This window comes from Mesorhizobium cantuariense (assembly GCF_042647205.1).
Taxonomy (GTDB): domain Bacteria; phylum Pseudomonadota; class Alphaproteobacteria; order Rhizobiales; family Rhizobiaceae; genus Mesorhizobium; species Mesorhizobium cantuariense.
Genome location: NZ_JBHRVD010000001.1, coordinates 7642745 through 7666411, shown reverse-complemented (window position 1 = coordinate 7666411; position 23667 = coordinate 7642745). Strand labels below are relative to the sequence as shown.

17 protein-coding genes and 3 pseudogenes are annotated in these 23667 nt (G+C 64.0%); 15 read left to right on the top strand and 5 right to left on the bottom strand.

Annotated elements, in window-relative coordinates:
* The first annotated feature begins 74 nt into the window (after positions 1-74).
* The 6 genes from ACFOJ9_RS37320 to ACFOJ9_RS37295 all read left to right on the top strand — a co-directional run bounded on the left by ACFOJ9_RS37320 (position 75) and on the right by ACFOJ9_RS37295 (position 6247).
* On the top strand, positions 75-2369 hold the full coding sequence (locus tag ACFOJ9_RS37320; RefSeq protein ID WP_378986938.1) for a bifunctional salicylyl-CoA 5-hydroxylase/oxidoreductase: 2295 nt from the start codon (positions 75-77) through the stop codon (positions 2367-2369).
* A complete protein-coding gene (locus ACFOJ9_RS37315; protein WP_378986936.1) occupies positions 2366-3139 on the top strand; it encodes an SDR family NAD(P)-dependent oxidoreductase in 774 nt (257 codons plus the stop codon). The genes ACFOJ9_RS37320 and ACFOJ9_RS37315 overlap by 4 nt, the downstream gene beginning before the upstream one ends.
* Complete coding sequence (locus ACFOJ9_RS37310) at positions 3133-3603, top strand: MarR family winged helix-turn-helix transcriptional regulator (protein WP_023811475.1); 471 nt, start codon at positions 3133-3135, stop codon at positions 3601-3603. Before ACFOJ9_RS37315 ends, ACFOJ9_RS37310 begins: the two co-directional genes overlap by 7 nt.
* Complete coding sequence (locus tag ACFOJ9_RS37305; protein WP_378986934.1) at positions 3600-4412, top strand: enoyl-CoA hydratase family protein; 813 nt, start codon at positions 3600-3602, stop codon at positions 4410-4412. Before ACFOJ9_RS37310 ends, ACFOJ9_RS37305 begins: the two co-directional genes overlap by 4 nt.
* Positions 4413-4643: 231 nt before the next feature.
* The gene (locus ACFOJ9_RS37300) at positions 4644-5792 is read left to right on the top strand and encodes an acyl-CoA dehydrogenase family protein (protein ID WP_378986932.1); all 1149 of its coding nucleotides are present in this window, start codon (positions 4644-4646) and stop codon (positions 5790-5792) included.
* A 59-nt stretch (positions 5793-5851) separates the two neighbouring features.
* A complete protein-coding gene (locus ACFOJ9_RS37295; RefSeq protein WP_378986930.1) occupies positions 5852-6247 on the top strand; it encodes a RidA family protein in 396 nt (131 codons plus the stop codon).
* 317 nt (positions 6248-6564) lie between these two features.
* Here ACFOJ9_RS37295 and ACFOJ9_RS37290 read toward each other — a convergent pair whose 3' ends face one another.
* The gene (locus ACFOJ9_RS37290; protein WP_378986928.1) at positions 6565-7656 is read right to left on the bottom strand and encodes an LLM class flavin-dependent oxidoreductase; all 1092 of its coding nucleotides are present in this window, start codon (positions 7654-7656) and stop codon (positions 6565-6567) included.
* 122 nt (positions 7657-7778) lie between these two features.
* On the opposite strand from ACFOJ9_RS37290, the pseudogene ACFOJ9_RS37285 reads away from it, so the two are divergent.
* The 5 genes and pseudogenes from ACFOJ9_RS37285 (at position 7779) to ACFOJ9_RS37265 (ending at position 12948) form a co-directional block, all read left to right on the top strand.
* Positions 7779-8536 (top strand): annotated as a pseudogene (locus tag ACFOJ9_RS37285) (HpcH/HpaI aldolase family protein).
* Positions 8537-8727: 191 nt separating this feature from the next.
* A complete protein-coding gene (locus ACFOJ9_RS37280) occupies positions 8728-9927 on the top strand; it encodes a pyridoxal phosphate-dependent aminotransferase (protein ID WP_378986926.1) in 1200 nt (399 codons plus the stop codon).
* Between the two features lie 73 nt (positions 9928-10000).
* Positions 10001-10798, top strand: coding sequence for an ABC transporter substrate-binding protein (locus ACFOJ9_RS37275; RefSeq protein WP_378986924.1), 798 nt, complete (start codon positions 10001-10003; stop codon positions 10796-10798).
* A 152-nt stretch (positions 10799-10950) separates the two neighbouring features.
* Entirely contained in the window at positions 10951-11625 is a 675-nt protein-coding gene (locus ACFOJ9_RS37270; protein ID WP_378986922.1) for an amino acid ABC transporter permease, read from the top strand.
* A gap of 48 nt (positions 11626-11673) precedes the next feature.
* The gene (locus ACFOJ9_RS37265; RefSeq protein WP_378986920.1) at positions 11674-12948 is read left to right on the top strand and encodes a cysteine desulfurase-like protein; all 1275 of its coding nucleotides are present in this window, start codon (positions 11674-11676) and stop codon (positions 12946-12948) included.
* Between the two features lie 158 nt (positions 12949-13106).
* Here ACFOJ9_RS37265 and ltrA read toward each other — a convergent pair whose 3' ends face one another.
* Positions 13107-14345, bottom strand: a complete 1239-nt coding sequence (ltrA, locus tag ACFOJ9_RS37260; RefSeq protein ID WP_378987596.1) for a group II intron reverse transcriptase/maturase — start codon at positions 14343-14345, stop codon at positions 13107-13109.
* Positions 14346-15091: 746 nt separating this feature from the next.
* Between ltrA and ACFOJ9_RS37255 the strand changes: the two genes are divergently transcribed.
* From ACFOJ9_RS37255 to ACFOJ9_RS37240, 4 genes and pseudogenes are all read left to right on the top strand, one after another.
* Positions 15092-16000 (top strand): tyrosine-type recombinase/integrase, encoded by a 909-nt coding sequence (locus ACFOJ9_RS37255; protein ID WP_378982693.1) that lies wholly within the window; start codon positions 15092-15094, stop codon positions 15998-16000.
* Between the two features lie 3 nt (positions 16001-16003).
* Positions 16004-16855: pseudogene (locus tag ACFOJ9_RS37250) on the top strand (IS91 family transposase); the annotation flags it as partial.
* Between the two features lie 72 nt (positions 16856-16927).
* Positions 16928-18097, top strand: a complete 1170-nt coding sequence (locus ACFOJ9_RS37245) for an IS110 family transposase (RefSeq protein ID WP_378977626.1) — start codon at positions 16928-16930, stop codon at positions 18095-18097.
* 308 nt (positions 18098-18405) lie between these two features.
* A pseudogene (locus ACFOJ9_RS37240) lies at positions 18406-18741 on the top strand (transposase); the annotation flags it as partial.
* A 476-nt stretch (positions 18742-19217) separates the two neighbouring features.
* Here the strand turns inward: ACFOJ9_RS37240 and ACFOJ9_RS37235 are convergent.
* From ACFOJ9_RS37235 to ACFOJ9_RS37225, 3 genes are all read right to left on the bottom strand, one after another.
* The gene (locus ACFOJ9_RS37235; protein WP_378918046.1) at positions 19218-20000 is read right to left on the bottom strand and encodes an ATP-binding cassette domain-containing protein; all 783 of its coding nucleotides are present in this window, start codon (positions 19998-20000) and stop codon (positions 19218-19220) included.
* Complete coding sequence (locus ACFOJ9_RS37230) at positions 19993-22248, bottom strand: ABC transporter permease (RefSeq protein ID WP_378986918.1); 2256 nt, start codon at positions 22246-22248, stop codon at positions 19993-19995. The genes ACFOJ9_RS37235 and ACFOJ9_RS37230 overlap by 8 nt, the downstream gene beginning before the upstream one ends.
* 78 nt (positions 22249-22326) lie before the next feature.
* Entirely contained in the window at positions 22327-23409 is a 1083-nt protein-coding gene (locus ACFOJ9_RS37225) for a substrate-binding domain-containing protein (protein ID WP_378986916.1), read from the bottom strand.
* Between the last annotated feature and the right edge of the window lie 258 nt (positions 23410-23667).

The following is a 23667-nucleotide window of genomic DNA, read 5'->3' as shown; positions in this document are numbered from 1 at the left end:
ATGAAACTTTAAGCTTGAAATAATTCACCTCCGGCGCGATACTGAACCCAGCAAGCGAAGAGGAGATCGCAGACATGAAGGTTGCGGTTCTCGGCGGTGGACCAGCCGGCCTCTACTTTGCCATTTCGATGAAACTCAGGGACGCCGCGCACGATGTGACGGTGTTCGAGCGCAACCGCGCCGACGACACGTTCGGCTGGGGCGTCGTGCTGTCGGCCGAGACGCTTGAAAACCTGTCGAAAAACGATCCGGTCAGCGCCGTCTGGATCAAGAAGCATTTTGCCTACTGGGACGACATCGCGGTCATCCATGACGGCGTGCGCACGGTTTCGACCGGACACGGTTTCTGCGGCATCGGCCGCAAGCGGCTGCTGGTCCTGCTGCAGCGTCGCGCCCGAGAACTCGGCGTCAAGCTGATGTTCGAGACCGACATCGCCGACCCCGGACCTTACATGGAGACGCATGATCTGGTCGTCGCTGCCGACGGCCTGAACTCCAGGGCGCGCAACACTTTCGTCGACGTCTTCAAGCCCGACATCGACACCCGCAAATGTAAATTCGTCTGGCTCGGAACCAAGCAGAAGTTCGACGATGCCTTCACCTTCATCTTCGAGAAGACCGAGCATGGCTGGGTGTGGGCGCACGCCTACCAGTTCGACAGCGACACCGCGACCTTCATCGTCGAGTGCAGCGAACAGACCTGGGCTGCCTTCGGCTTCGGCGCGATGTCGCAGCAGGAATCGATCGCCGTCTGCGAGCGCATCTTCGAAAAACATCTCGGCGGCCATGCCTTGATGACCAATGCCAACCATATCCGTGGTTCGGCATGGATTAATTTCCCGCGCGTGCTGTGCGAGCGCTGGTCGTACAAGAATCTCGCATTGATGGGCGATGCGGCGGCATCGGCGCATTTCTCGATTGGCTCCGGCACCAAGCTGGCGCTGGAAAGCGCGGTGGCGCTGGCCGAGTATGTCGAAACCGAGCCGGACCTCGACGCCGCTTTCCGTAGATATGAGGATGCCCGCCGCACCGAGGTGCTGAAGCTGCAATCGGCGGCGCGCAATTCGCTGGAATGGTTCGAGGAGGTCGAGCGCTATCTCGGCCTCGATCCGGTGCAGTTCAACTACTCGCTTTTGACCCGCTCGCAGCGCATCAGCCACGAGAATTTGCGGCTGCGCGATGCCGAATGGCTGGGCGGCGCCGAAGAATGGTTCCAGCGTCAGGCGGGCGCCGGCGGCAACAGCCTGCGCCGTGCGCCGATGTTCGCGCCGTTCAAGCTGCGCGACATGAGGTTGCAGAACCGCATCGTCGTCTCGCCAATGGCGCAGTACAAGGCCGTCGATGGCTGTCCGACCGACTGGCACTTCACCCACTACGCCGAGCGGGCCAAGGGCGGCGCCGGCCTCCTCTATATCGAGATGACCTGCGTCAGTCCCGAAGGCCGCATCACGCCCGGCTGTCCCGGCTTCTACGCGCCCGAACATGAAGTGGCGTGGAAGCGGCTGGTCGATTTCGTCCACACCGAGACCGGGGCCAAGATCTGCGCCCAGATTGGCCATTCCGGCGCCAAGGGCTCGACCCGGCTTGGCTGGGAGGGCACCGACGTGCCGCTGGCCTCGGGCAACTGGCCAGTGATGGCGGCCTCGGCCGTCGCGTGGTCGCCGCAAAACCAGGTGCCGAAGGCGATGGACCGTGCCGACATGGACCGCGCGCGCGACGAATTCGTGGCCTCAGCCGAGATGGCCGATCGTTGCGGCTTCGACATGCTCGAGATCCACGCCGCGCACGGCTATCTCCTGTCGTCCTTCATCACGCCGGTCACCAACCGGCGCACCGATGCCTATGGCGGTTCGCTGGAGAACCGCATGCGCTATCCCCTCGAAATCTTCCGCGCGGTGCGCACGGCCTGGCCGGCGGAGAAACCGATCTCGATGCGCATTTCGGCCAATGACTGGGTCGGCATCGAGGGCGTCACACCAGCCGACGCGGTCGAGATCGCACGGCTGCTGCACGAAGCCGGCGTCGACATCTGCGACGTCTCGGCCGGCCAGACCTCGGCACTGGCAAAACCGGTCTACGGCCGTATGTTCCAGACGCCGTTTTCCGACCGCATCCGCAACGAGGTCGGCATGGCGACGATGGCGGTCGGCAACATCTACGAGCCGGACCATGTCAATTCGATCCTGATGGCCGGTCGCGCCGACCTGGTTGCGCTGGCACGGCCGCACCTCGCCGACCCCTACTGGACGCTGCATGCCGCCGTCACGCTCGGCGACCGTGGTGTCAAATGGCCGGATCCCTATCTGCCTGGACGCGACCAGCTCTACCGGCTGGCCGAGCGCGACGCGGCAGCGGGGCTGAAAGTATGACGGCCGCCGCGACGATACCCGGCAAGCACGCGCTGGTGACCGGCGGCGGCTCCGGCGTCGGCCGGGCCATCGCGCTGGCGCTGGCAGGTGCCGGCATCGACGTGACCATCTGCGGCCGCCGGGAAGCAGAGCTCGCCAAGGTGGCCGGCGAGAACGACCGCATCTTCGGCATCGCCGCCGACGTCACCGACGAGGCGGCAATGGCGGCGCTTTACGAGAGGGCGCAAGCCGCGCGCGGGCCGTTCGACATCGTCGTCGCCAATGCCGGCATGGCCGGCAGCGCCCCTGCGCACCAGACCACCCTTACCGACTGGCAGCGGACGCTCGACGTCAATTTGACCGGCGCCTTCCTGACGGTGAAGCCGGCGCTGGCCGGCATGGCCGTTCGCAAGACGGGCCGGATTGTCTTCATCGCCTCCACGGCAGGGCTGAAAGGCTACGCCTATGTCGCGCCTTACGTCGCTGCCAAGCATGGCGTCGTCGGCCTGATGCGGGCACTGGCGGCCGAGACGGCGAAATCGGGTGTCACCGTCAACGCCGTGTGCCCGGGCTTTGTCGAAACCGAAATGCTGGAAGAGACCATCCAGCGCATCATCGAGAAGACCGGCCGCTCGACCGAGCAGGCGCGGTCGAGCCTTGCCTCGACCAACCCGCAAGGCCGTTTCATCCAGCCGCAAGAGGTTGCCGCCGCCGTGCTGTGGCTGTGTGGCGATGCTGCCCAATCGATCACCGGACAGGCGATTTCCATCTCAGGAGGCGAAACATGGTAGCCGGCCCCCTGCCCGCGCCGTCGGGACCCGGCAAGGACCGCTTGCGTCTGTGGATCAGGCTGCTGCGTGCCTCGCGCACGATCGAGGCCGAGCTGCGCGAGCGCCTGAAGAAGGAGTTCAACACGACGCTGCCGCGCTTCGATGTGATGGCAGCACTTTATCGCGCGCCGGAAGGCATGCTGATGAGCGACCTGTCGCGGTTCCTCTTGGTCTCGAACGGCAATGTCACGGGCATTGTCGACCGGCTGGTTTCGGAAGGACTTGTCGCCCGCGCGAGGCGCAATGGCGACCGCCGCACGTCGATGGTGCGGCTGACCGAGGAAGGCACGCAGGCGTTCGCCACCATCGCCGCGGCGCATGAAGGCTGGATCGGCGAACTGCTGGGCAAGGTCAGCGAGGACGATGCGCGCCGGCTGACCGGCATGCTGACCTCGTTCCGCAGCAACTGGGAGGGACGCGAATGACCGAAATGGCCGGGCGCAAGCCGAAGCATTTCCTCTGGGAGGTCGAGGGCAGGATCGTAAAGGTCCGGCTCGACCGGCCGGAACGCAAGAACCCGCTGACCTTCGACAGCTATGCCGAGCTGCGCGACACGTTCCGCGACCTCGTCTATGCCGACGATGTCGACGCCGTGGTGTTCCTCTCCAATGGCGGAAATTTCTGCTCCGGGGGCGATGTCCACGACATCATCGGCCCGCTGGTCAAGATGGACATGAAGCAGCTCTTGGCCTTCACCCGCATGACCGGCGATTTCGTCAAGGCGATGCTGAATTGCGGCAAGCCGATCATTGCGGCGGTCGACGGCGTCGCGGTCGGCGCCGGCGCCATCATTGCGATGAGCTCCGATATCCGCATCGCCACGCCGGAAGCGAAGACGGCATTCCTGTTCACCCGCGTCGGCCTCGCCGGCTGCGACATGGGCGCCTGCGCGATCCTGCCGCGCATCATCGGCCAGGGCCGCGCCGCCGAACTGCTCTACACCGGCCGCACCATGACGGCGGCGGAAGGCGAGCGCTGGGGGTTTTATAACAGGCTGGTCGATGCCGCAGCGCTGGAGGCCGATGCGCTCGACATGGCGGCGCGCATCGTCTCCGGCCCGACCTTCGCCCACGGCATCACCAAGACGCAGCTCAACCAGGAATGGTCGATGGGTCTCGACCAGGCGATCGAAGCAGAAGCGCAGGCGCAGGCGATCTGCATGCAGACCCGCGACTTCGAACGTGCCTACAATGCGTTCGTGGCCAAGGAAAAGCCGGTGTTCGAGGGGGATTGAGGATGATCGTTTCAATGGAAACGTTGGCGGGACAGCGCCCCCCTCTGTCCTGCCGGACATCTCCCCCTCTAGGGGGGAGATTGGATGTTGCGTCCGTTTTCGCCAATCACCAGCGTGGCAGGATGAGCCTTGGCGGCGAAGCTGCCAATCTCCCCCCTAGAGGGGGAGATGTCCGGCAGGACAGAGGGGGGCGCCGTAGAGCGCAAGGCCCGAATAACGGAGGCAGACACAATGCCTGACCGTTCCTTCCTCTCCTGGCCGTTCTTCGAGGACCGCCATCGCGCGCTGGCCGAAAAGCTGGAGGCGTGGTGCGCGACCAACCTGCCGGTCGATCACCATGATGTCGACGCCGCCTGCCGCGAGCTGGTGGGCAAGCTCGGCAGGGACGGCTGGCTGAAGCCGACGGCAATCGACACGGACAATCCGGGACCACTCGACGTCCGCACCCTGTGCATCACGCGCGAGACGCTTGCCCGCCATGACGGGTTGGCTGACTTCGCTTTCGCGATGCAGGGGCTCGGCACCGGCGCGCTCAGCCTGTTCGGCACGCCGCAACAGCAGCAATGGCTTTCGAAGACCCGTGCCGGCAAAGCGATATCAGCCTTCGCCCTGTCGGAACCACGCTCGGGATCGGATGTCGCCAACACCGAAATGACGGTGACCCGCGACGGCGACAGCTATGTTTTGTCCGGTGAAAAGACCTGGATTTCCAATGGCGGCATTGCCGACCTCTATGTCGTCTTTGCCCGCACCGGTGAGGCGCCGGGCGCCAAGGGACTCTCGGCCTTCCTTGTGCCTGGCGACGCCAAGGGCCTTGGCATCGCCGAACGGCTGGAAGTGATCGCGCCGCATCCGCTGGCGCGGCTGTCGTTCGACCAGGTCCGCCTGCCGGCCTCGGCACTGATCGGCAAACCGGGCGACGGCTTCCGCATCGCCATGTCGGTGCTCGACGTGTTCCGCTCGACGGTCGGTGCGGCGGCGCTCGGCTTTGCCCGCCGCGCGCTGGATGAAAGCATCAAACGCGTGGCCGAGCGCAAACTGTTCGGCGCGCCGATGGCCGAACTGCAGATGGTGCAAGGCCATATCGCCGATATGGCGCTCGACGTCGATGCGGCCGCCCTGCTGGTCTACCGCGCGGCCTGGACCAAGGACATGGGAGCCGCTCGCGTCACCCGCGAGGCAGCGATGGCCAAACTGTTCGCCACCGACAAGGCGCAAGAGGTGATCGACAAGGCGGTACAGTTGCATGGCGGCGACGGCGTCCGCAAAGGCCAAATCATCGAAAGCCTGTATCGCGAGATCCGCGCACTGCGCATCTATGAGGGTGCCTCCGACGTGCAGAAAGTGGTGATCGCGCGGCAGGTGATGGGCGCGGCCTGACGGCAGGAAATTGACGAGCGATTTTGAGACTTGGTTTTTGGAATACCGGGAGGTTTTGAATGCATACGATTCTGCAGCCGGAAGGCTGGGCAAAACCTGTCGGCTACGCCAATGGCGTCGCGGCACGCGGGCGGCTCGTCTTCGTCGGCGGACAGGTCGGCTGGAACGGGCAAGGCCAGTTCGAGACCGACGACTTCGTCGGCCAGGTGAAGCAGACGCTCGAGAACATCGTCGCGGTGCTGGCCGAGGCCGGTGCGGGGCCGCAGCACATCACCTCGATGACCTGGTATTTTACCGACAAGGCCGAGTACCTCGCCAACCTCAGGGGCATCGGCGAGGCCTATCGCGAGGTGATCGGCCGGCATTTTCCGGCGATGGCCGCCATGCAGGTGGTGGCGCTGGTCGAGGATCGCGCCAAGGTGGAGATCCAGGCTACCGCCGTCATCCCGGAGTAACCTCTGGTTATCCCCGGAATAAACGCCCATCGCTTCGTCATCCTGGGGCGGAGCAAGGAGCGCAGCGACGCGGCGCAGCCCCCAGGATCCATGCCGCGACTTCAAAGCGTTGCAGCGGTGCAGGGTTCTGCTCCGTCGCACTTGCCGGTTGATATCGCGGCAGGATCCTCGGGTCTCCGCGACGTCGCTTCGCTCCTGCTCCGCCCGTGGATGACGAAGTTGGGAAGGATCCGGCTAATTCCGAATGTTCTACCCAAACTGATGATGAAATCCCTGACTGCCAACAGGCAGCCCGATCGCTTCCCGGAGCAATGCTACTATTCGCGCAGTCCCGCCTGTTTCAAAATCGGCAGCACGTGGTCGCAGAAATAAGGCAGCTCCTGCGTGTAATTGACGAAGGACAGCGCGATGCCCTGGTAGCCATGCCCGGCGATGGCGGCCATGTCGGCGGCGATCGTTTCAGGGGTTCCGATCAGCGGATAGGTGCCGGCGCCGCCGGCGAAGCGTTGCCGGTAGCGGTCATAGGCATGCGGGTCATGCGATTGCGAGAATTCCTTCTTGCCCGCCATATGGGCATCGACAGCTTCGTGATCGGCCATATCGACCGCATAGCGCGCGTAATAGGCCTGCGCCTCTTCCATCGTCGGGCGGCAGACGACATGCGCCACGGTGTAGACGCCGACGTTGCGACCTGCCTTGTCGGCCCGCTCGCTGATATCGGCGACGTGCTTGCCGGCATCGCTCATCTCGGAAAAGGTCGTGAACAGATAATCGCATCTGGCGGCAGCAAAATCTCGCCCCGGCCCGCCGAAAGCGGCGTTCATGGTCACCGGGCGCGGAACCTGCAGGCTGGCCGGCCGGCTGACGGCTTCCTTGAGGCGATAGTAGGTGCCTTGATAATCGAGCGGTTCGGCCGAGGCGTAAAGCTTTTCGAGGATCTCGATCCATTCGGCCGCCTGGTCGTAGCCCTTCTCGACCAGAGGCATGCCGAACATGCCGAATTCCTTCGGGTTCCAGCCGCAGACGATGTTCAAGCCCGCGCGGCCTTGGCTGATATGGTCGACCGTCGCCAGCGCCTTGGCGGCATAGAGCGGATGGACCAGCGGCACATGCACGGTCATGAACAGGCCGATCTGCTCGGTGGCCACAGCAAGTGCCGCCGCCCAGGTGAAGGTCTCGAACGACCATTCCCGCACCTTGTTGCGACCGCCAAAGCCGCGCCAGCGCGCGATCGGCAGCATGAACTCCAGGCCGGCGCGGTCGGCGATCTGCGCCGCGGTCAGATTGTCCTGCCAGCTTGCCGCCCAGCGTTCCGGCACGTCGGTGATGGCCAGCCCGCCGTCGGCATTGGTCGAAAAGACGCCGAGCTTCAATCTGTTCGGGCCGTGCAAGGGATGTGGTTTGTTCATGTCGCGACCTCCCGGCGAAGACCGCACGCTACGGCTCCGCAAAAATATTTCAAGCATGAAATAGCTTCGCCTCGCCACTGTTTGCGGATATGGATTTGGGCAGCACGAAAAAGGGGATCGGCATGAGCGAGTTCCGCCAGAAATGCATCGGCAAGACGAGCCTTGTCGGCTCCTTTATCGCCATTCCCCATCCCGTCGCGGTCGAAGTGATGGCGCAGTCCGGCCTCGATTTCCTCTGCATCGACTGGGAGCATGCGCAGATCTCGCGCGACATGATCGAGACCATGGTGCGCGCGGCCGATGTACACCGCGTCCCGCCATGGTGCGCGTTCCCGGCCATGCGCCGGAAGCCATCCAGGCGGCGCTGGACAGTGGCGCGCAAGGCGTTCTGGTGCCGCGCGTCTCGACATCAGCCCAGGCCGCAGCAGCGGTGAAAGCCTCGCGCTATCCGCCCAAGGGCGAGCGTGGCGTCGGACCCGGCCGGGCCGCCGGCTATGGCTATCGCATTCCCGAATATCTGGCCGGCGCCAATGACAGGATCGTCGCCGCGGTCCAGGTCGAGACATCGGAAGGGCTGGCCAACATAGCAATCGCTTCCGTCGACGGCGTCGACGTGATCTTCGTCGGCCCCGGCGATCTTTCGGTGTCGATCGATGCGATCGGACCGCAAGGCATCGACAGGCTCAATGCTGCGATCCGGACGATTGTCGGCGCGACGATCGCGCACGACAAGGCCGCCGGCATATTTTGCGCCAGCCCGCAGTCTGTCGGGCAATGGGCAGCCATCGGCGCCAGCTTCTTCATCCTGGCCAGCGACACGATGTTTCTCGGCGCCGGCGCTGCGGCGAACTGTGCCGCCGCACGCGACGAACTGGCCTGAGACGGGCGCAGCAAGGCGCAAAAAGGCGTATCGGCCGGGCAACAGGACGGTCAAACTTTTTAAGCTTAAAACTTTCGCCTTGAAAAGTGCCGCGCTTTGGATAAGCATTCCAGGATCGATGGCGACGGCCGTACCGGACGGGCTTCCCGGCCAGTCCATCGTTGTGCTCCGGGTGGGAGGGGTTTCAGTCCTTGTCGTTCGTACTGCCCCAGTCATCGTCCAGCGCGCGCTATGCCTTCGATGGCGTGCGGGCGCAGATCCGCGATCTGCACACCGAAAACATCGCCAACCTTGCCGTGCGGGCGCGTGAACTGGGCGATGTGATCGCGCTGTGGTACGGCGAAGGCGACATGGTGACGCCGGCCTTCATCCGCGACGCCGCCAAGGCAGCCTTCGATGAAGGCCTGACCTTCTACGTTCCCAACATGCGCGGCCATGGGCCCTTGAACGAAGCGCTGTCGGAATACCAGACGCGCATCCATGGCCGGCCGATCCCGATCGCACGCACCACCGTCACGCCGGGCGGCATGCAGGCGCTGTACCTGGCGCTGGAACTGCTGGTCGATACCGGCAGCAACGTCGTCTATGTCGCGCCGCAATGGCCCAACATCCACAACGCTATCCATTTGATCGGCGGTGAGCCGCGGCCGTTTTCGCTCGACTTCAAGGGCGACTGGCATCTCGACCTCGACCGGCTGTTCGCCACCTGCGACGCACGCACGCGGGCGATCTTCCTGTCGACGCCCTCCAACCCGACCGGCTGGACCGCATCGCGCGAGGAGATGCAGGCGCTGCTCGATTTCAGCCGCCGCACCGGCATCTGGATCATCTCCGACGAGGTCTATGGCCGGCTTTATTTCGACGGCGACGTGGCACCGTCCATCCTGCAGATTGCCGAGGACGGCGACAGGGTGCTGTCGGTCAACAGCTTCTCCAAGGCCTGGGCGATGACCGGCTGGCGGATCGGCTGGCTGACGCATCCGTCCGGGGTGGCCGACCAGCTCGGCGCCATGACCCAATATGTCAACAGCGGCACCGCGGCTCCGATCCAGGCCGGTGCTGTCGCGGCCATCCGCCAGGGCGAGCCGCTGGTCGAGGAAATCCGGCAGCGGATCAGGACCGGCCTCGACCTTGCCTATGACAGGCTGGCGCAAATTCCAGGCATCATCCTGCCGGCGAAGCCGCGCGGCGGCATGTATGCCTTCTTTGCCATGGAGGGCGAAAGCGATGCACGCAACGCCTGCGCCAGGATATTGGAGACGGCGCGCGTCGGCCTGGCGCCCGGCCATCTCTTCGGAAATTCGGCAACACCCTTCCTGCGGATGTGCGTCTGCCATGAACGCAAGGAGATAGCGACCGCGCTTGAGCGCATGGTCGCTGCCATGAATTGACGCCCCAGCGAAAGCGGGACGGCAAAAAACCGTGCGGGAGCAACCCGTCCGATCAACAACAGAGGGAACACAAATGAGCTTCACTCGTCGCAAACTGCTTCTTCTCGCCGCCGCCATCGGCATCGCCGCCGGCCCCGCCACCGCCTATGCCGCCGATGTGCTGAATGTCGGCGCCTACCCGACCAATCCGCCCTTCGAATTCAAGAACGAGAGCGGCACCTTCGAGGGTTTCGAAGTCGACATCGTCAACGAAGCGGCAAAGCGCGTCGGCATGACCACCGACATCGCCGATCTCGGCTTCCAGGCGCTGTTCGCCGCCACCACGTCGAAGCGCATCGACGTCGCCATCTCGTCGATCACCATCACGGCGGAGCGGCTGAAGTCGCAGTCGTTCACGCAGCCCTATTATGATTCCGACATGGGCATCGCCACCAAGGCCGACAGCCCGATCAAGGCCGAAGCCGACCTCAAGGGCAAGATCATCGGCGTGCTGTCCGGCTCGACGGGCGAGACCTGGGTCAAGGCGCATCAGGAAGCCGACGGCTTCAGCGACGTCAAGGGTTACGACACGCAGCAGAACCTGCTGCTCGACCTCAGCGCCGGCCGCGTCGATGCCGCCGTCAGCGACATTCCAGGCATGGAATATTCCTTCACCAAGATGAAGGACCTGGTCGTCAAGGAGCGCATCAAGACCGGCGAACAATACGGCCTGATGATGACCAAGGACCATCCGCTGCTCGGCAAGCTGAACGACGCGCTGACCGCGATGAAGAAGGACGGCACGCTGGCCGCCATCCACAAGAAGTGGTTCGGCAGCGACGCGCCCGCCGACTCTTCGACCATGAAGGAAATGCCGCTGCCGAAGGCCTGAGCTGAAAGCTGCGCTGACATCGTGCCGGCTTTCCAGGCCGGCACGATTCATTTCACGCGCCAGCGCCGGCTTCCGCGCAGACCGTCTCGCCGTTGGCGAGGTCGATTGGTTTTAACCTGAGCATCCTTGCTCTCGGGTTCGGGAACGCTCCCATGTCGCTGCTGGATACCTTCTTCAATCCCGATGTCATCATGTCCAGCCTGCCGGCGCTGCTGCGCGGCTTTCTGAACACACTGCTGCTCGGCATTTTGAGCATCGGCATCGGCATCCCCATCGGCCTGGGGATCAGCCTGGTGCGGCTCTATGCGCCGAAGCCGCTGCGGTGGCTGGCGGTCGGCTACACCGACATTTTCCGCGCCCTGCCGGTGCTGGTCGTGCTGATCCTGATCTACTATGCGCTGCCCTTCCTCGGCATACGCCTGTCGTCCTGGGCGTCGGCCGTGACTGCCTTCGCCTTCATCATGTCGGCCTACTCGGCCGAGGTGTTCCGCTCCGGCATCGAAAGCATTCCGCGCGGCCAGTTCGAGGCGTCGCAGGCACTCGGCCTGCCGTTCTTACTGACTTTGCGCAAGGTGGTGCTGCCGCAGGCGATCCGCGTCGTCGTTCCGCCGATGACCAGCAACTGCGTCTCGATGTTCAAGGACACCTCGCTCGCCTCGACCGTGGCGCTGCCGGAACTCTTGAAAGAAGCGACCAACGCGCAGTCGCTCTACGCCAACCCCTCGCCGCTGATCGGCGCCGCACTTGTCTATCTCATCTTCCTCTGGCCGATGGTCCGCCTCGTCAGCCTGCTTGAGGAGCGCTTCAAGACCGAAAAGAAGCGCTGACCTCGCCAACCGATCCCACCCGCCAAAGCCCTTCGCAGGAGCCTGCCCGTGAACAAGCATCAAACCGACAATGCGAATGCCACCGCGTTCCCCGTCGACACCATCCGCGCCATGTTTCCAGCCTTGCAGCGGGCCGGTGACTTCATCTTTTTGGACAATGCCGCCGGCGCGCAGATCCCGCAGAGCGTGCTCGACGCGGTGACCAACCATCTGGTTTCGCACAATGTGCAGCGCGGCGGCCGCTATGGCCGCAGCGTCACCGTCGACCAGTCGGTTGCCGATGCGCGGACAAGCGTAGCCCTGCTGATCAACGCCTACAGCCCGGCGGAAATCTGCTTCGGCATGAACGCCACCTCGTTCATCCGCCTGGTCAGCCTCGGCATCGGCCAGATGCTGGGAGAGCGCGACGAGATCGTCATCACCGACATGGACCACGACGCCAACATCGCGACATGGCTGGCGCTGGAATCGGCCGGCGCCAAATTCAAATGGTGGCGGATGCGCGAGGACGGCAATCTGCATGTCGACGATCTGCGCCCGCTGGTGTCCGATCGCACCCGCCTCGTCGCTTGCACGGTGACGGCGCATTCGATCGGCTCGATCGTCGATGTCGCTTCCGTGGCCAGGATCGCGCACGCGGCCGGCGCCGAAGTGTTCCTCGATTGCGTGCATTACGGACCGCACGGGCTGATCGACGTGCAGGCCTGGGACTGCGACTATCTCGTCTGCTCCGGCTACAAGAATTTCTCGCCGCATATGGGTTTTCTGTGGGGCCGCTTCGAAACGCTGAAGCGCTTGCCGACCTTCCGCGAGGATTTCATTCCCGACGAGCCGCCGTACAAGGTCGAGGCCGGCACCTTCATCTACGAGAACGTCTCCGGCATGGATGCCGCCGTGCAGTATCTGGAGCTGATCGGCCGCAATCTGGCGCCGTCCAACAACCGCTCGCGGCGCGACAACATCGTCGCCGGCATGGGCGCCATCCGCGACTACGAACTGATGCTGGCGCGCGAGATGCTCGCCGTGCTGAAAGGCTGTGGAGCGACGATCTACGGCGTCGCCGACGAGGCCCGCATCCATGAGCGCGTGCCGACCTTCTGCTTCAACATCGGCAAATTGTCGCCGCAGCGGATCGTCGAGGAGATGGCCGACATGCAGATCGGCATCCGCGACGGCCACATGTACGCACCGCGGCTGATGAAGCGCCTCAACCTCTCGATGGACAGCGGCGCCATCCGCGCCTCGCTGGTGCATTACAATACGGTGGGCGAAATCCACAAGTTCGGCGAGGCGCTGCGCACCATCATCGCGAAGTTGTCGTGATCGGCGTTCAGTCTAGGAAGGCGCCAGAAGCGGCCATTCGGGTATGGGTTTCGGAATGGCGGGAACGGGGCCGAAGATCGGGATAGGGGGACGCCTCGCGACGCCGCCCCTCCCACACCACCGGGCATACGGGTCCGTACCACGGCGGTTCGATCGTATTAAGCTTGGGCAGAGACATGAAGTCGAGGGAGACCGAGAGACTCGAAGTAATGGTTGCGCAGGGCCTGTTGGACCGCCGGGTGTCCTGACATGCGCCAGAATCCCGTCGGTGAACCGGCGGCAACCGCAGCTCCGAACTTTGGTACGCCATGACGACGTAGTTCCTTGAAGCGGTTGTGCCCGTTCCCCCATTGCCACCAGAGATACATGCGTAGTCTCCGGCGGGTCCACGCTTCCAAGTTCGTAAGCACCCGTGGGGTCTGGCAGAAGCCAAAGTAGCCGCGCCATCCGATGAGGTATGACTTCAGCTCCTTGATCATCTGCGGCAGACTGATTCCCCGTGTCCGGCGTGTCATGTCCCGGATCAGCGCCTTGAATTTGTCGAGGGCCTTTGGCGCGATGCGCCGTTCGCTCCCGTCATTTGAGATGCTGAACCCAAGGAATTTCCGCTCCTCCGGTCGCGCCACCGCGCTCTTCGCCTCGTTGACCTTCAGCAGCAGCTTCTTGGTCAGGAACCGGCCGACAGAGGTCATGACCCGTTCGCCGGCGCGGCGGCTGCGAACATAGATGTTGCAGTCATCCGCATAGCGGCAGAAGCGGAGACCCCTTCGGGCCAGTTCCTTGTCGAGGTCGTCGAGCAGGAGATTGCTTAGGAGGGGCGAGAGCGGGCCACCTTGCGGGGTCCCCTCGTCCACCGGACGGACCAAGCCATCCTCCATCACCCCCGCATTGAGGAATGCGCGGATGAGTTTGAGCACGCGCTTATCGGATACCCGCGCGGCGACGCGCGCCATCAGGCTGTCGTGATTGACTCGGTCGAAAAACTTTTCGAGATCGATGTCAATCACGTGGCTGTAGCCCTCGGCAACGTAGCGTTGCGATTGGGCTACCGCCTGATGGGCGGAGCGTCCTGGGCGGAAGCCGTAGCTGTGCTCGGAGAACGTCGGGTCCCACTGCTCCTGGAGAACCTGCAGCAGGGCTTGCTGGATCAGTCTGTCGACGACGCAAGGCACGCCGAGTTTTCTGACCCCGCCCTCCGGCTTGGGGATTTCGACCCGCTTGACCGGCTGCGGCTGATAGGTTCCTTCGAGCAATCGAGACCGGATGCTTGGCCAGTGCTCACGCAGGTAGCCCTTGGCGTCATCGATGGTCATCCCATCCACGCCTGGACCGCCCTTGTTGCTTCGAACGCGTTTCCACGCTGTTTCCAGATTCTCTCGGCTACATACCGTCTCCATTAGTTGTTCTGTCCAGGCCGGGCTTTCGGGTGCCGACTTCGCCACGAGTGGTTCGGCCCCTTGGTAACCGCTGACAGGGGCTTCACCCCGGTCCCTCGGTTCCAGGGCCAGTGAGTACTGGGTCTTCTGCCGCTTTCCACTCATGAGTTGCCAGTCCTATTTGTCACTTCCAATCGTTCGGGCCTTCGGTCATCGTTTCCGGCTCGGCCTATCCGTTTGCTCCGCCTTTCGGCTTGGAGTGCCTCACTAGCCTTGCCGACAGCATCACCTACTACGCCCTCTGCTGACTCCTGCATCACGGTCAGGTCACCTTGCGGTTCCCTCAGTTCCGAAGTCGGAACATGACGCAGGCCTCCCCAGGTAAGTTCAATCGCCTTCCCCGCGCACCTGCCGGATCTACAGCCCTGCCCCTTGATGGATATGGACTTCGCGACACGTTGCCCGCTCGTCCGGCCAGGGATGCCTCATATCCGGTTTCTGTTCGTCAGGTCGCGGTTTTGCTCCACGCTTCCTTCAGACACCACCTCGCGGTAATGCCCTTGCGCTTTGCTAAGCCTTCACCTCCATCAGGTTGGCAAGGGGACTTTCACCCCCAAGCGGTTGAACATGCTGGGCACACAACGAACCCGCTGCGCGGGAGGGCGCCTGCGGTTGAGGTAGAGATCAAGAACCGGTCGTCGCGCCCGCGTTGAGCAGGGTTCGGCAAGGGCAGAGCATCACAGGCTTCTTCAACAAGGAGCCTGACTATGCCTCATTCAATTCTCGAAGCTTCGATCAGCCCGTTGCGCCAGCGACTGATCGACGACATGAACATGCGACGTTTCTCACGGGAGACACAGCGCAACTATCTCCGCGACATCGGACGCCTGGCGACATTCCTTGGGCGATCACCAGACACAGCGACCACCGATGACCTGCGCCGGTTTCAGATCGAGCAGCAGGAGGACGGCGTTCCGGTTCCGACGATGAACAGCATCGTGTCAGCGCTGCGCTTCTTCTTCACCCACACGCTCGACCGCCCGGACCTGGCGCGCCGGCTCGTCCGGCTGTCGCATCCGCGTAACCTGCCCGTGGTGCTGAGCCGCGACGAGGTTGCCCGGTTGCTCAACGCCACCACCTGCCTCAAGCACCAGGCGGCACTCTCGGTCGCCTATGGGGCCGGCCTGCGTGTCGCGGAGGTGTCGATGCTGAAGGTCGCCGACGTCGACAGCGAGCGCATGCTGCTGCGCGTCGAACGCGGCAAGGGCGGGCGGTATCGCAACGCCATGCTCTCGGAGGATCTGCTCACGCTTCTGCGTGAGTGGTGGAAGGTCGGGCGGCAGCAGGGCGTAATGCATCGCGACGGCTGGTTGTTTCCCGGGCAGCACGCGATGAAGCCGATCAGTACGCGGCAGCTCTATCGCATAGTCGTCGAGGCGGCCCAATCCGCCGACATCGCCAAGCGGGTCGGGCCGCACACGCTGCGTCACAGCTTCGCCACCCACCTGCTGGAGGACGGCACCGACATCCGGATCATCCAGGTCCTGCTCGGGCACGCCAAGCTCAACAACACCGCCCTTTACGCGAAGGTTGCGACCCGGACGGTGCGTGCCGTGACGAGCCCGCTCGACAAGCTCGGCCTGTTCAAGCCGGGAGAGACCTCGCCCGGTGGCTAATCCGTGCGCGCCTCGATCGAGGTCGCCGACATCTTCCGTGCTGCCGGACCCGCCTACCGGGCCGCCCATGCAGGTCACCTGAGCCTCGTCCAGCTCAAGGTGATGTCGGCGATCGAGCATTGCCGCACCGCAGCCCTCGGCGGTCACGTCGAGGCCTGCGAGGACTGCGGCCAGTGGCGCATCGCCTACAACTCCTGCCGCAACCGGCACTGCCCGAAGTGCCAGGGCGCAGCCGCGCGGACATGGCTTGCCGAGCGCGAGGCCGACCTGCTGCCGGTCGGCTACTTCCATGTCGTGTTCACGCTGCCCGCCGAGGTCGCCGACATCGCCTTCCACAACAAGGCGCTGGTCTACGACCTGCTGTTCAAGGCGGCATCGGAGACGATGCTGACGATCGCGGCTGATCGGAAGCACCTCGGTGCGCGCATCGGCATCACTGCGGTCCTCCACACCTGGGGCTCGGCGCTGACCCACCACCCGCACGTGCACATGATCGTGCCGGGCGGCGGCATCGCGCCGGACGGGAGCCGCTGGGTCTCGTCGCGTCCAGCCTTCCTTCTCCCGGTGCGCGTGCTCGGCAAGTTGTTCCGACGCCTGTTCCTCACCCGGCTGCTCGCGCTGCACGACGCCAGCCGGCTCGGCTTCTTCGGCACACTTGCTCATCTCACCGAGCGGCAGACATTCCTGCGCCACCTTGCTCCCGTCCGGAAGACGCGCTGGGTGGTCTACGCCAAGGCGCCGTTCGCCGGACCGGAGGCAGTGCTCGCCTACCTGTCGCGCTACACCCACCGGGTCGCGATTTCGAACAGCCGCCTGATCGCCTTCAACGCGAGCGGCGTCACCTTCCGCTACAAGATCCCATGAGGGTATGGATAGCGACCGGAGCTGTAATAGAGCGAGGTTGTTTGAACTCTCTGGAGACCCACCATGTCTATTACAACTGATCAATCTGCAGCGCCTGCCGCTATCCGTGTCGAGCTTGACGCAATTTTTATCTCTTTGGAACTGAGCAAATCAGCCTGGCTGATCACCTCGCTGTCGCCGGGTGCCACCGATAAGATGTCCCGGCACACGGTTGTCGGTGGCGACATTGCCGGACTGTTTGTACGTATCGACGAACTCCGTTCCAAAGCGCTGGCCAGGACTGGCAGGCTCTATCGAGTGGTATCTATTCACGAAGCCGGACTTGATGGATTCTGGCTTCACCGCTTACTCGATCGCGAAGATTGGATAGAAAGCCATATCGTGGACGCCGCCTCGATTGCCGTCTCGCGCAAGCGCCGGCGGGCGAAGACAGACCGGATCGACGGCGAGACGCTTATCCGGACGTTGTTGGCCTACAAGCGAGGGGAGCCCCGCGTCTGCTCTATGGTGCGAGTTCCAACCTCGCAGGACGAAGACCGTCGCAGGATCGGTCGCGAGCGCAAAGTACTCGTCGACGAACGAACGCTCCATATCAACCGCATCAAGGGTTTGCTGTTTAGCCAGGGCATTCGGGGCTATGAGCCTGGGCGCCGCGATCGCCGCGAGCGCCTTGAGGAGCTCCGCACGGGTGATGGTCGCGATCTGCCTCGGCACACCAAGGCCCAGCTTCTTCGCGAGCTCGGTCGCCTCGAATTACTGATCGAACAAATCAAGGCGGTGGAGGCCGAGCGTGACGCGGTTCTAGCGCAGGAGAAGGCGGCCCTGACCGAACCCGCAACGATGCTGCTCGGCATAAGGGGGATCGGCCCAGAATTCGCCAATGTCATCTACAGCGAATGCCTGTCCCGGCACTTCGACAACCGAAGACAGGTCGCATCCTACGCAGGACTTGCCGCAAGTCCCTGGCAAAGCGGTTCAATCAATCGTGAGCAGGGTATCTCGAAGGCAGGCAACCCACGTCTTCGAACAGCAATGGTCCAACTCGCATGGCTGTGGTTGCGTCACCAGCCGAATTCGATGCTGAGCCGCTGGTTCCAGGAACGGGTGAAGCACAATGCCGGAAAGCGCAAGGCGACGACAATTGTTGCCCTGGCCCGCAAGCTGCTGGTGGCGTTCTGGAAATATGTGACGTTCGGTGTTCTCATCGAGGGAGCCGCCATCAAAGCCACCTGATGCGACGACAGACGTAAAGTTATTCCCATCCCCAGGGCCTGATTAGCCCTGACGGATCCAGGGGGACGAACCGTGGTAGTCCATGGCTCAAAGCAAGCCGCCTACAAGAATGGTCTCGTCCTTCTGAGCCCTTGCCCGCCGAAAGCGGGATAGTGGTGCAGCCGCTGGGCGGCGACCGGATGTGAGGTTGATCAGGCCCGGATATCGGGCAGTGTCGTGCAACCGGGCTCAGACCGTGGATACCGTCTTCGAATAAGGAACGAATAATGTCGCCATGATGCCCCGACTTGACGTGATGACCCTCATGTGAGGACTACCGTCGCGACGGCGCCGACCGGCAGCAGGTCATGACGCTTGGCCCCGCCGAGTTCATCCGCCGCTTCCTGCTCCACGTGTTGCCGCGCGGCTTCCACCGCATCCGGCACTATGGACTGCTCGCCGGCTCCGCCCGCAAGGCCAGTCTCACGCTCGCCCGTGAACTCCTGGACGTCGCCGCGCCGCCCGACCCCAGCGAACCGGACGACTTCCGCCCGTCATGCCCCTGCTGCGGCGGATGCATGATCGTCATCGAGACCTTCGAAAGGTGGAGGCAGCCACGCGGACCGCCGGACGCAACGGCGACGAACCGGGAGTACTGTTCATGACCCGGCCTGGCCTACTCCAATCAGCCGCAGGCACTCAGCCTCCGGCAACGGACCCACGCGTGTCCATGGTGATCATCAACGCCGACAGGACCGCGCCCAGCTGCCCAATGTCCCGACAACACCGCGCGCAGGCGCAACGAAGCGGCCTGTCCGCATCCATCCCCGCGCTTCCAGGCGGCGGACACGCCATCGCCGACACCTGCCGCAAATCGAAATCCCCATAGCCATCGAATGTGGCCCGCGGGTTCCTTCCTCGGGGACTTTCGTACGCCTGCCGGCGCCCGAAACTCTTCACGGGAGGGGACCGGCCGCTTCAGGTCTCGAATATCCAAGAGCGGACCTTCAGGTCGGCGCAAGCATCGTCGTGATCTGACCCTTTGACGACCTTCTTGATGTCACGCTTCAAGGTCTGCACGGGGAGTGGAAGCTGCCATTCTGTTTGACAGCCACGGCTGGAGAAAAGTGATCCTGATCGGTCAAAGCCTTGCCTCATCGGCCGTAAGTGCGTGCTCTCGCGTGCCGGAGACGATGATCTCCAAGACCTCATGCTCGTCGGTGTTCCTGATGTAGCGATCTCCGACGTTCTCGCCGCGCTTCAGCACCATCACGCGGTCGCCCACAGCGAAGATGTCAACGAGGCGGTGGGAGATGATGATCTGGGCAACGCCCTGCTTTTTCAGTTCCAGCATGGTCTCGAGCAGCCGCTCGGTCGCCATCACCGAGAGATTGGCGGTCGGCTCGTCGAGGATCACCACACGCGGCTGGAAGGAGATCGCGCGGGCAATCGCCACAGATTGCTGGCGGCCGCCCGACAGGCTCTCGACCTTTTGATAGACGGAGTTCACGTCGACCTTGAGCCGCTTCAGCACGCTGTCGGCTTCCGCGTACATTTTCCGCCGATTGACGAAAAGGCCCTTGCGCGGCCAGCGGCCAAGAAAGATGTTCTGACCGACATCCATATTCCCGCAGAGCGCGAAGTCCTGGTAGATCATCTCGATGCCGGCGTCGCGGCTTTCGTGCGGGCTCTTGAAGCGCACCGGCTGCCCGGCGACGAAGACCTCGCCGCCGGCGTCGCGCTGGTAGGCGCCGGTCAGGATCTTCATCAGCGTCGACTTGCCGGCCGAGTTGTCGCCGACGAGGCCCAGGATCTCGCCGGGATAGAGCACGAGGTCGACGTTGCGGAGCGCCTGCACCGCCCCGAAGGCCTTCTCGATGCCGCGCATCTCCACGATCGGGGTTGGCCGGGGCGCGTCAGGCATGGGTGGTTTCCGCCGTTCTTGTGCGCCGCGCGAGGCGCGCCCGCAGGCGGCCGAAGATGTTGGCCTGGCGCACCCAGATGTCGATCAGCACCGCCACGATCAGGATGCCGCCGATGAAGACGTTGATCCAGTGCTGCGGCATGGTGAAGCCCTGGACGTTGAGCTGCAGAAGCGCCCGGATCAGGGTGATCACCGCCGCCCCGGCGAGCGCCCCGATCACTGTGCCGTGGCCGCCGAAGATCGAACCGCCGCCGATGATCACCGAGGCGATGGCGTCGAGTTCGCGGAACTGGCCGGCCACCGGGTTGAAGCTGCGGAAGTAGGCGACGTTGATGATCCCGGCCATTGTCGCGCAGAGCGCCGCCAGCATGAGCGCGAGGAACCGCACCCGGTTGGTGTTGATGCCGGCATAGGCGGCGGCGCGAATGTTGCCGCCGGTCGCATAGACCTTCTGCCCGAACGGCATGTAGGCGAGCACGACGCCGGCAATGAGGGCGACGAACAGCATCCAGATGGTCTGGACGCTCACCACCTCGGCGACCGAGCGCAGGAGCCCGTCCGGCAGCGAGATGCGGTAGTGCAGCAGGATATCGTTCACCTTGCGGCCAAGCAGGTTGTAGCCCTCGGGCCAGCCGGTGAGCTGCTGCCCGGCGACGAACCAGGCGGCGAGGCCGCGGGCGATGTAGAACATGCCCAGCGTGGCGATGAAGGCCGGCAGCTTGAAGCCGACGGTGACGATCGCGTTGACGACGCCGGCGCACATGCCCGCGAGCAGGCCCATCGCCACGGCGGTGAGTGGGTCAGCGTCGAGGACCTTCAGGAAATAGGCGGCGGTGCTGCCGGCGAGGGCGAGCACCGCCCCGACCGAGAGGTCGATGTCGCCGGCGGCGATGACGTAGGTGAGCCCTATGGTGATCAGCGCAAGCTCGGTGTAGTTGAGCAGGATCGCGAAGCTGTTGGACAGGTTCCACCAGTAGTCCGGCCGGAGCGCGAGGCCGGTCAGCCACAGGAGCGCGGTCAGGATGATGGCGAGCGCGTCGCGACGGGCGAGGAACTTGCCGAATCCGGTGGCCGACAGCGCCATGTCGGTCGTCATCGCGCCCTTGGTCTGCACCCCCTCGATCGCGATGCCGCCGATCTCGTAGGCCGGTGGCGGCGGCCGGCCGCGGAGCCAGGCCCAGAGGCGCCCTGCCACCTGGCGGCGGATGAGATAGGGCTCGATGAGCACCGCGACGATGAGCAGCAGCCCGAGGAAGACCGGCACCGCGCCGACCGGCAGCGAGAAGACGGCGTTGACCGTGATTTCCTCGTCGCCGATCTTGATGATGCGCGTGATCGGCCAGCCCTCGCGCAGCACCTTGTCGAGCAGCACGACCAGCATGGCCCCGAGGCAGGACCCGGCAACCCGGCCGCGGCCGCCGAGGATCGAGGCGCCGCCGATGATGACGGCGGCAATGACGGTCAGCTCACCGCTGACGCCGTAGAGCGGGGTCACGCCCTTGTCCTGGGCGGCCGACAGCAGGCCGGCGAGGGTCGCGCAGAGCGAGGAGATCAGGTAGGCCCGGATGCGCACCCAGTTGGTCGGGATGCCGGCATAGCCCGCTGCCTGCTCGTTGCCGCCGGTGGCGAAGGTCTCGTAGCCCCAGCGGGTCTTGGCAAGCACATAGGCGCCGACCACGGCGACGACGGCGAAGACCACGATCTGGTTGTTGAAACCCAGGACGTTGGTCTCGCCGAGGTGGAAGAACAGCGGATGCTCGCTCGCCTTGGCGGGATAGTAGATCGACTGGCCGTGGGTCAGCGCCAGCACGAAGCCGCGGCCGATGAAGAGGATGGTCAGCGTGCCGATGAACGCCGGCACCTTCAGGACGGTGACGAGCACGCCGTTGATCAGCCCGATCAGCGTGCCGAGCAGCAGGCAGAGGACCACCGAGGGGACGATGCCGAGATCGAGGAAGCTCGGGGCGAACAGCCGGGCGAACACCACGGCGACCAGGCCGTAGGTGGAGCCGACCGACAGGTCGAGGTCCTTGTTGACGATGACGAAGGTCATCCCGACCGCGATGATGGCCACCCGGGAGGTGTCGCGCAGCAGGGCGTGGAGCGCCTCGGTCGAGCCGAAGAACGCGGGGTTGACGAAAGCGCCGCCGAGATAGAGCAGCAAAAGCAGGGCAAGCAGCCCCGCCTCCCAGCCGCCGACAAGCTGGGGCGGCGCACGGCCGGGCGATTTGGTCGCGGTGGGCGCCATGGGTCCCCCTCTGGTCGTTGCCGTCGCTGCGGGGGAACTCGCGCCCTCCCGCACCGATTTTAAACGTTCCGAGCGAAATCAGTTCTCGAAGCGCTTGCCGACGTTTCCGACAGTCTCCTGCGTCACGAGTTGGGCGCGCGTGTCGAGATTGGCCGCCGCGATGCCGCGGTCGATCTGCAGATAGAGCTGCATAACCGGCCAGAAGCCCTGCAAGAAAGGCTGCTGCCCGAGCGCGCCGGTCAGATCGCCGCTCTTCATCGCATCCTGCTGGGCCGGGCCGAGGTCGAAACCGTAGGCGCAGATCTTGCCGGTCATTCCGGCCTGAGCGACGGCCTTGGCAAGCGCCGGCGTGAACACGTTGTTGCCGGCGAACGCGCCAACGACGTCGCCGCGCGATTCGAACAGCGTCACGATGCCGTTCACCGGATCATTCGGATTGGTGTCGATACCGGTGTTCTCCGGACCCGCGTCGACCTTGAAGGCATCAAGCTTGCCGGCATCCTTCAAGCCCTTGACGATGGCGTTGAAAGCCGAAGTGACGCGATTGTTCACCTCGATGTTGCCCATTGCGGTCGACGACGGCAGGACGATCGAACCCTTCTCGATACCCTTGTCCGCGAGGCACTTGACGAGCGCCTCGCCGGCGATTGCGGCAGCGGAGGCGTCCTGGCCGGTGTGGCCGATGCCGCTTCGGTTGAGGATCGTGCCGTCAAAGGAATTGGTCGTGGCGACCGGTATGCCCTTCGCCTCGGCGGCCTTGACGATGTCGTTATAGGCGCCGACCTGGGGCGTTGTCATGATCAGCCCGTCGATCGTCGGATCCTGCACGATCTGGTTCAGGATTTCGATCTCGCGGGCCGGGTCGTCGGTCGGCGATTCCGCGCCGAGCAGCAGGACCTTGGCGCCGATCAGGTTGCCGGCGACGGTCGCGCCGACGTAGACCGGATCGAAGAAGCCATTGCCGGCAGTGTGTGTCACGATAGCGAAAGTGAGGTGACCATCGGCCGAATGGAAGTCCTTCGTACCGGAGGCCTCCTTTGCGGCTTCTTCGAAGCTGTAGCCGCCGACCGCCTTATCGACGCCGCCCGATTGTGCGTAGGCGTTCGATACGCCGAGCGATAACGCCGCGGCACACACCGCGAGCGGGAAAATATGTTTCATGATTATCCTCCCTTGCAACCAACGGTCGGAAGCCGTTCGGGCGCATTTATTCAGGGGATTCCGAATGCTTCCTCCCACCCCGTACATTCTGCCCAAAACCTGCCCACGTAAAGGGCAATGCATCCTACGACTCTTCGCGATCCGATATCCAACACCTAAACATCAAGAATGATGCGGTCCATATTATCGGGAGAAAGGTCATCAGGACTGGAGGTGTGCCTTTTGGCACTATTCCAAACAAACCGGAAAAACACTCAC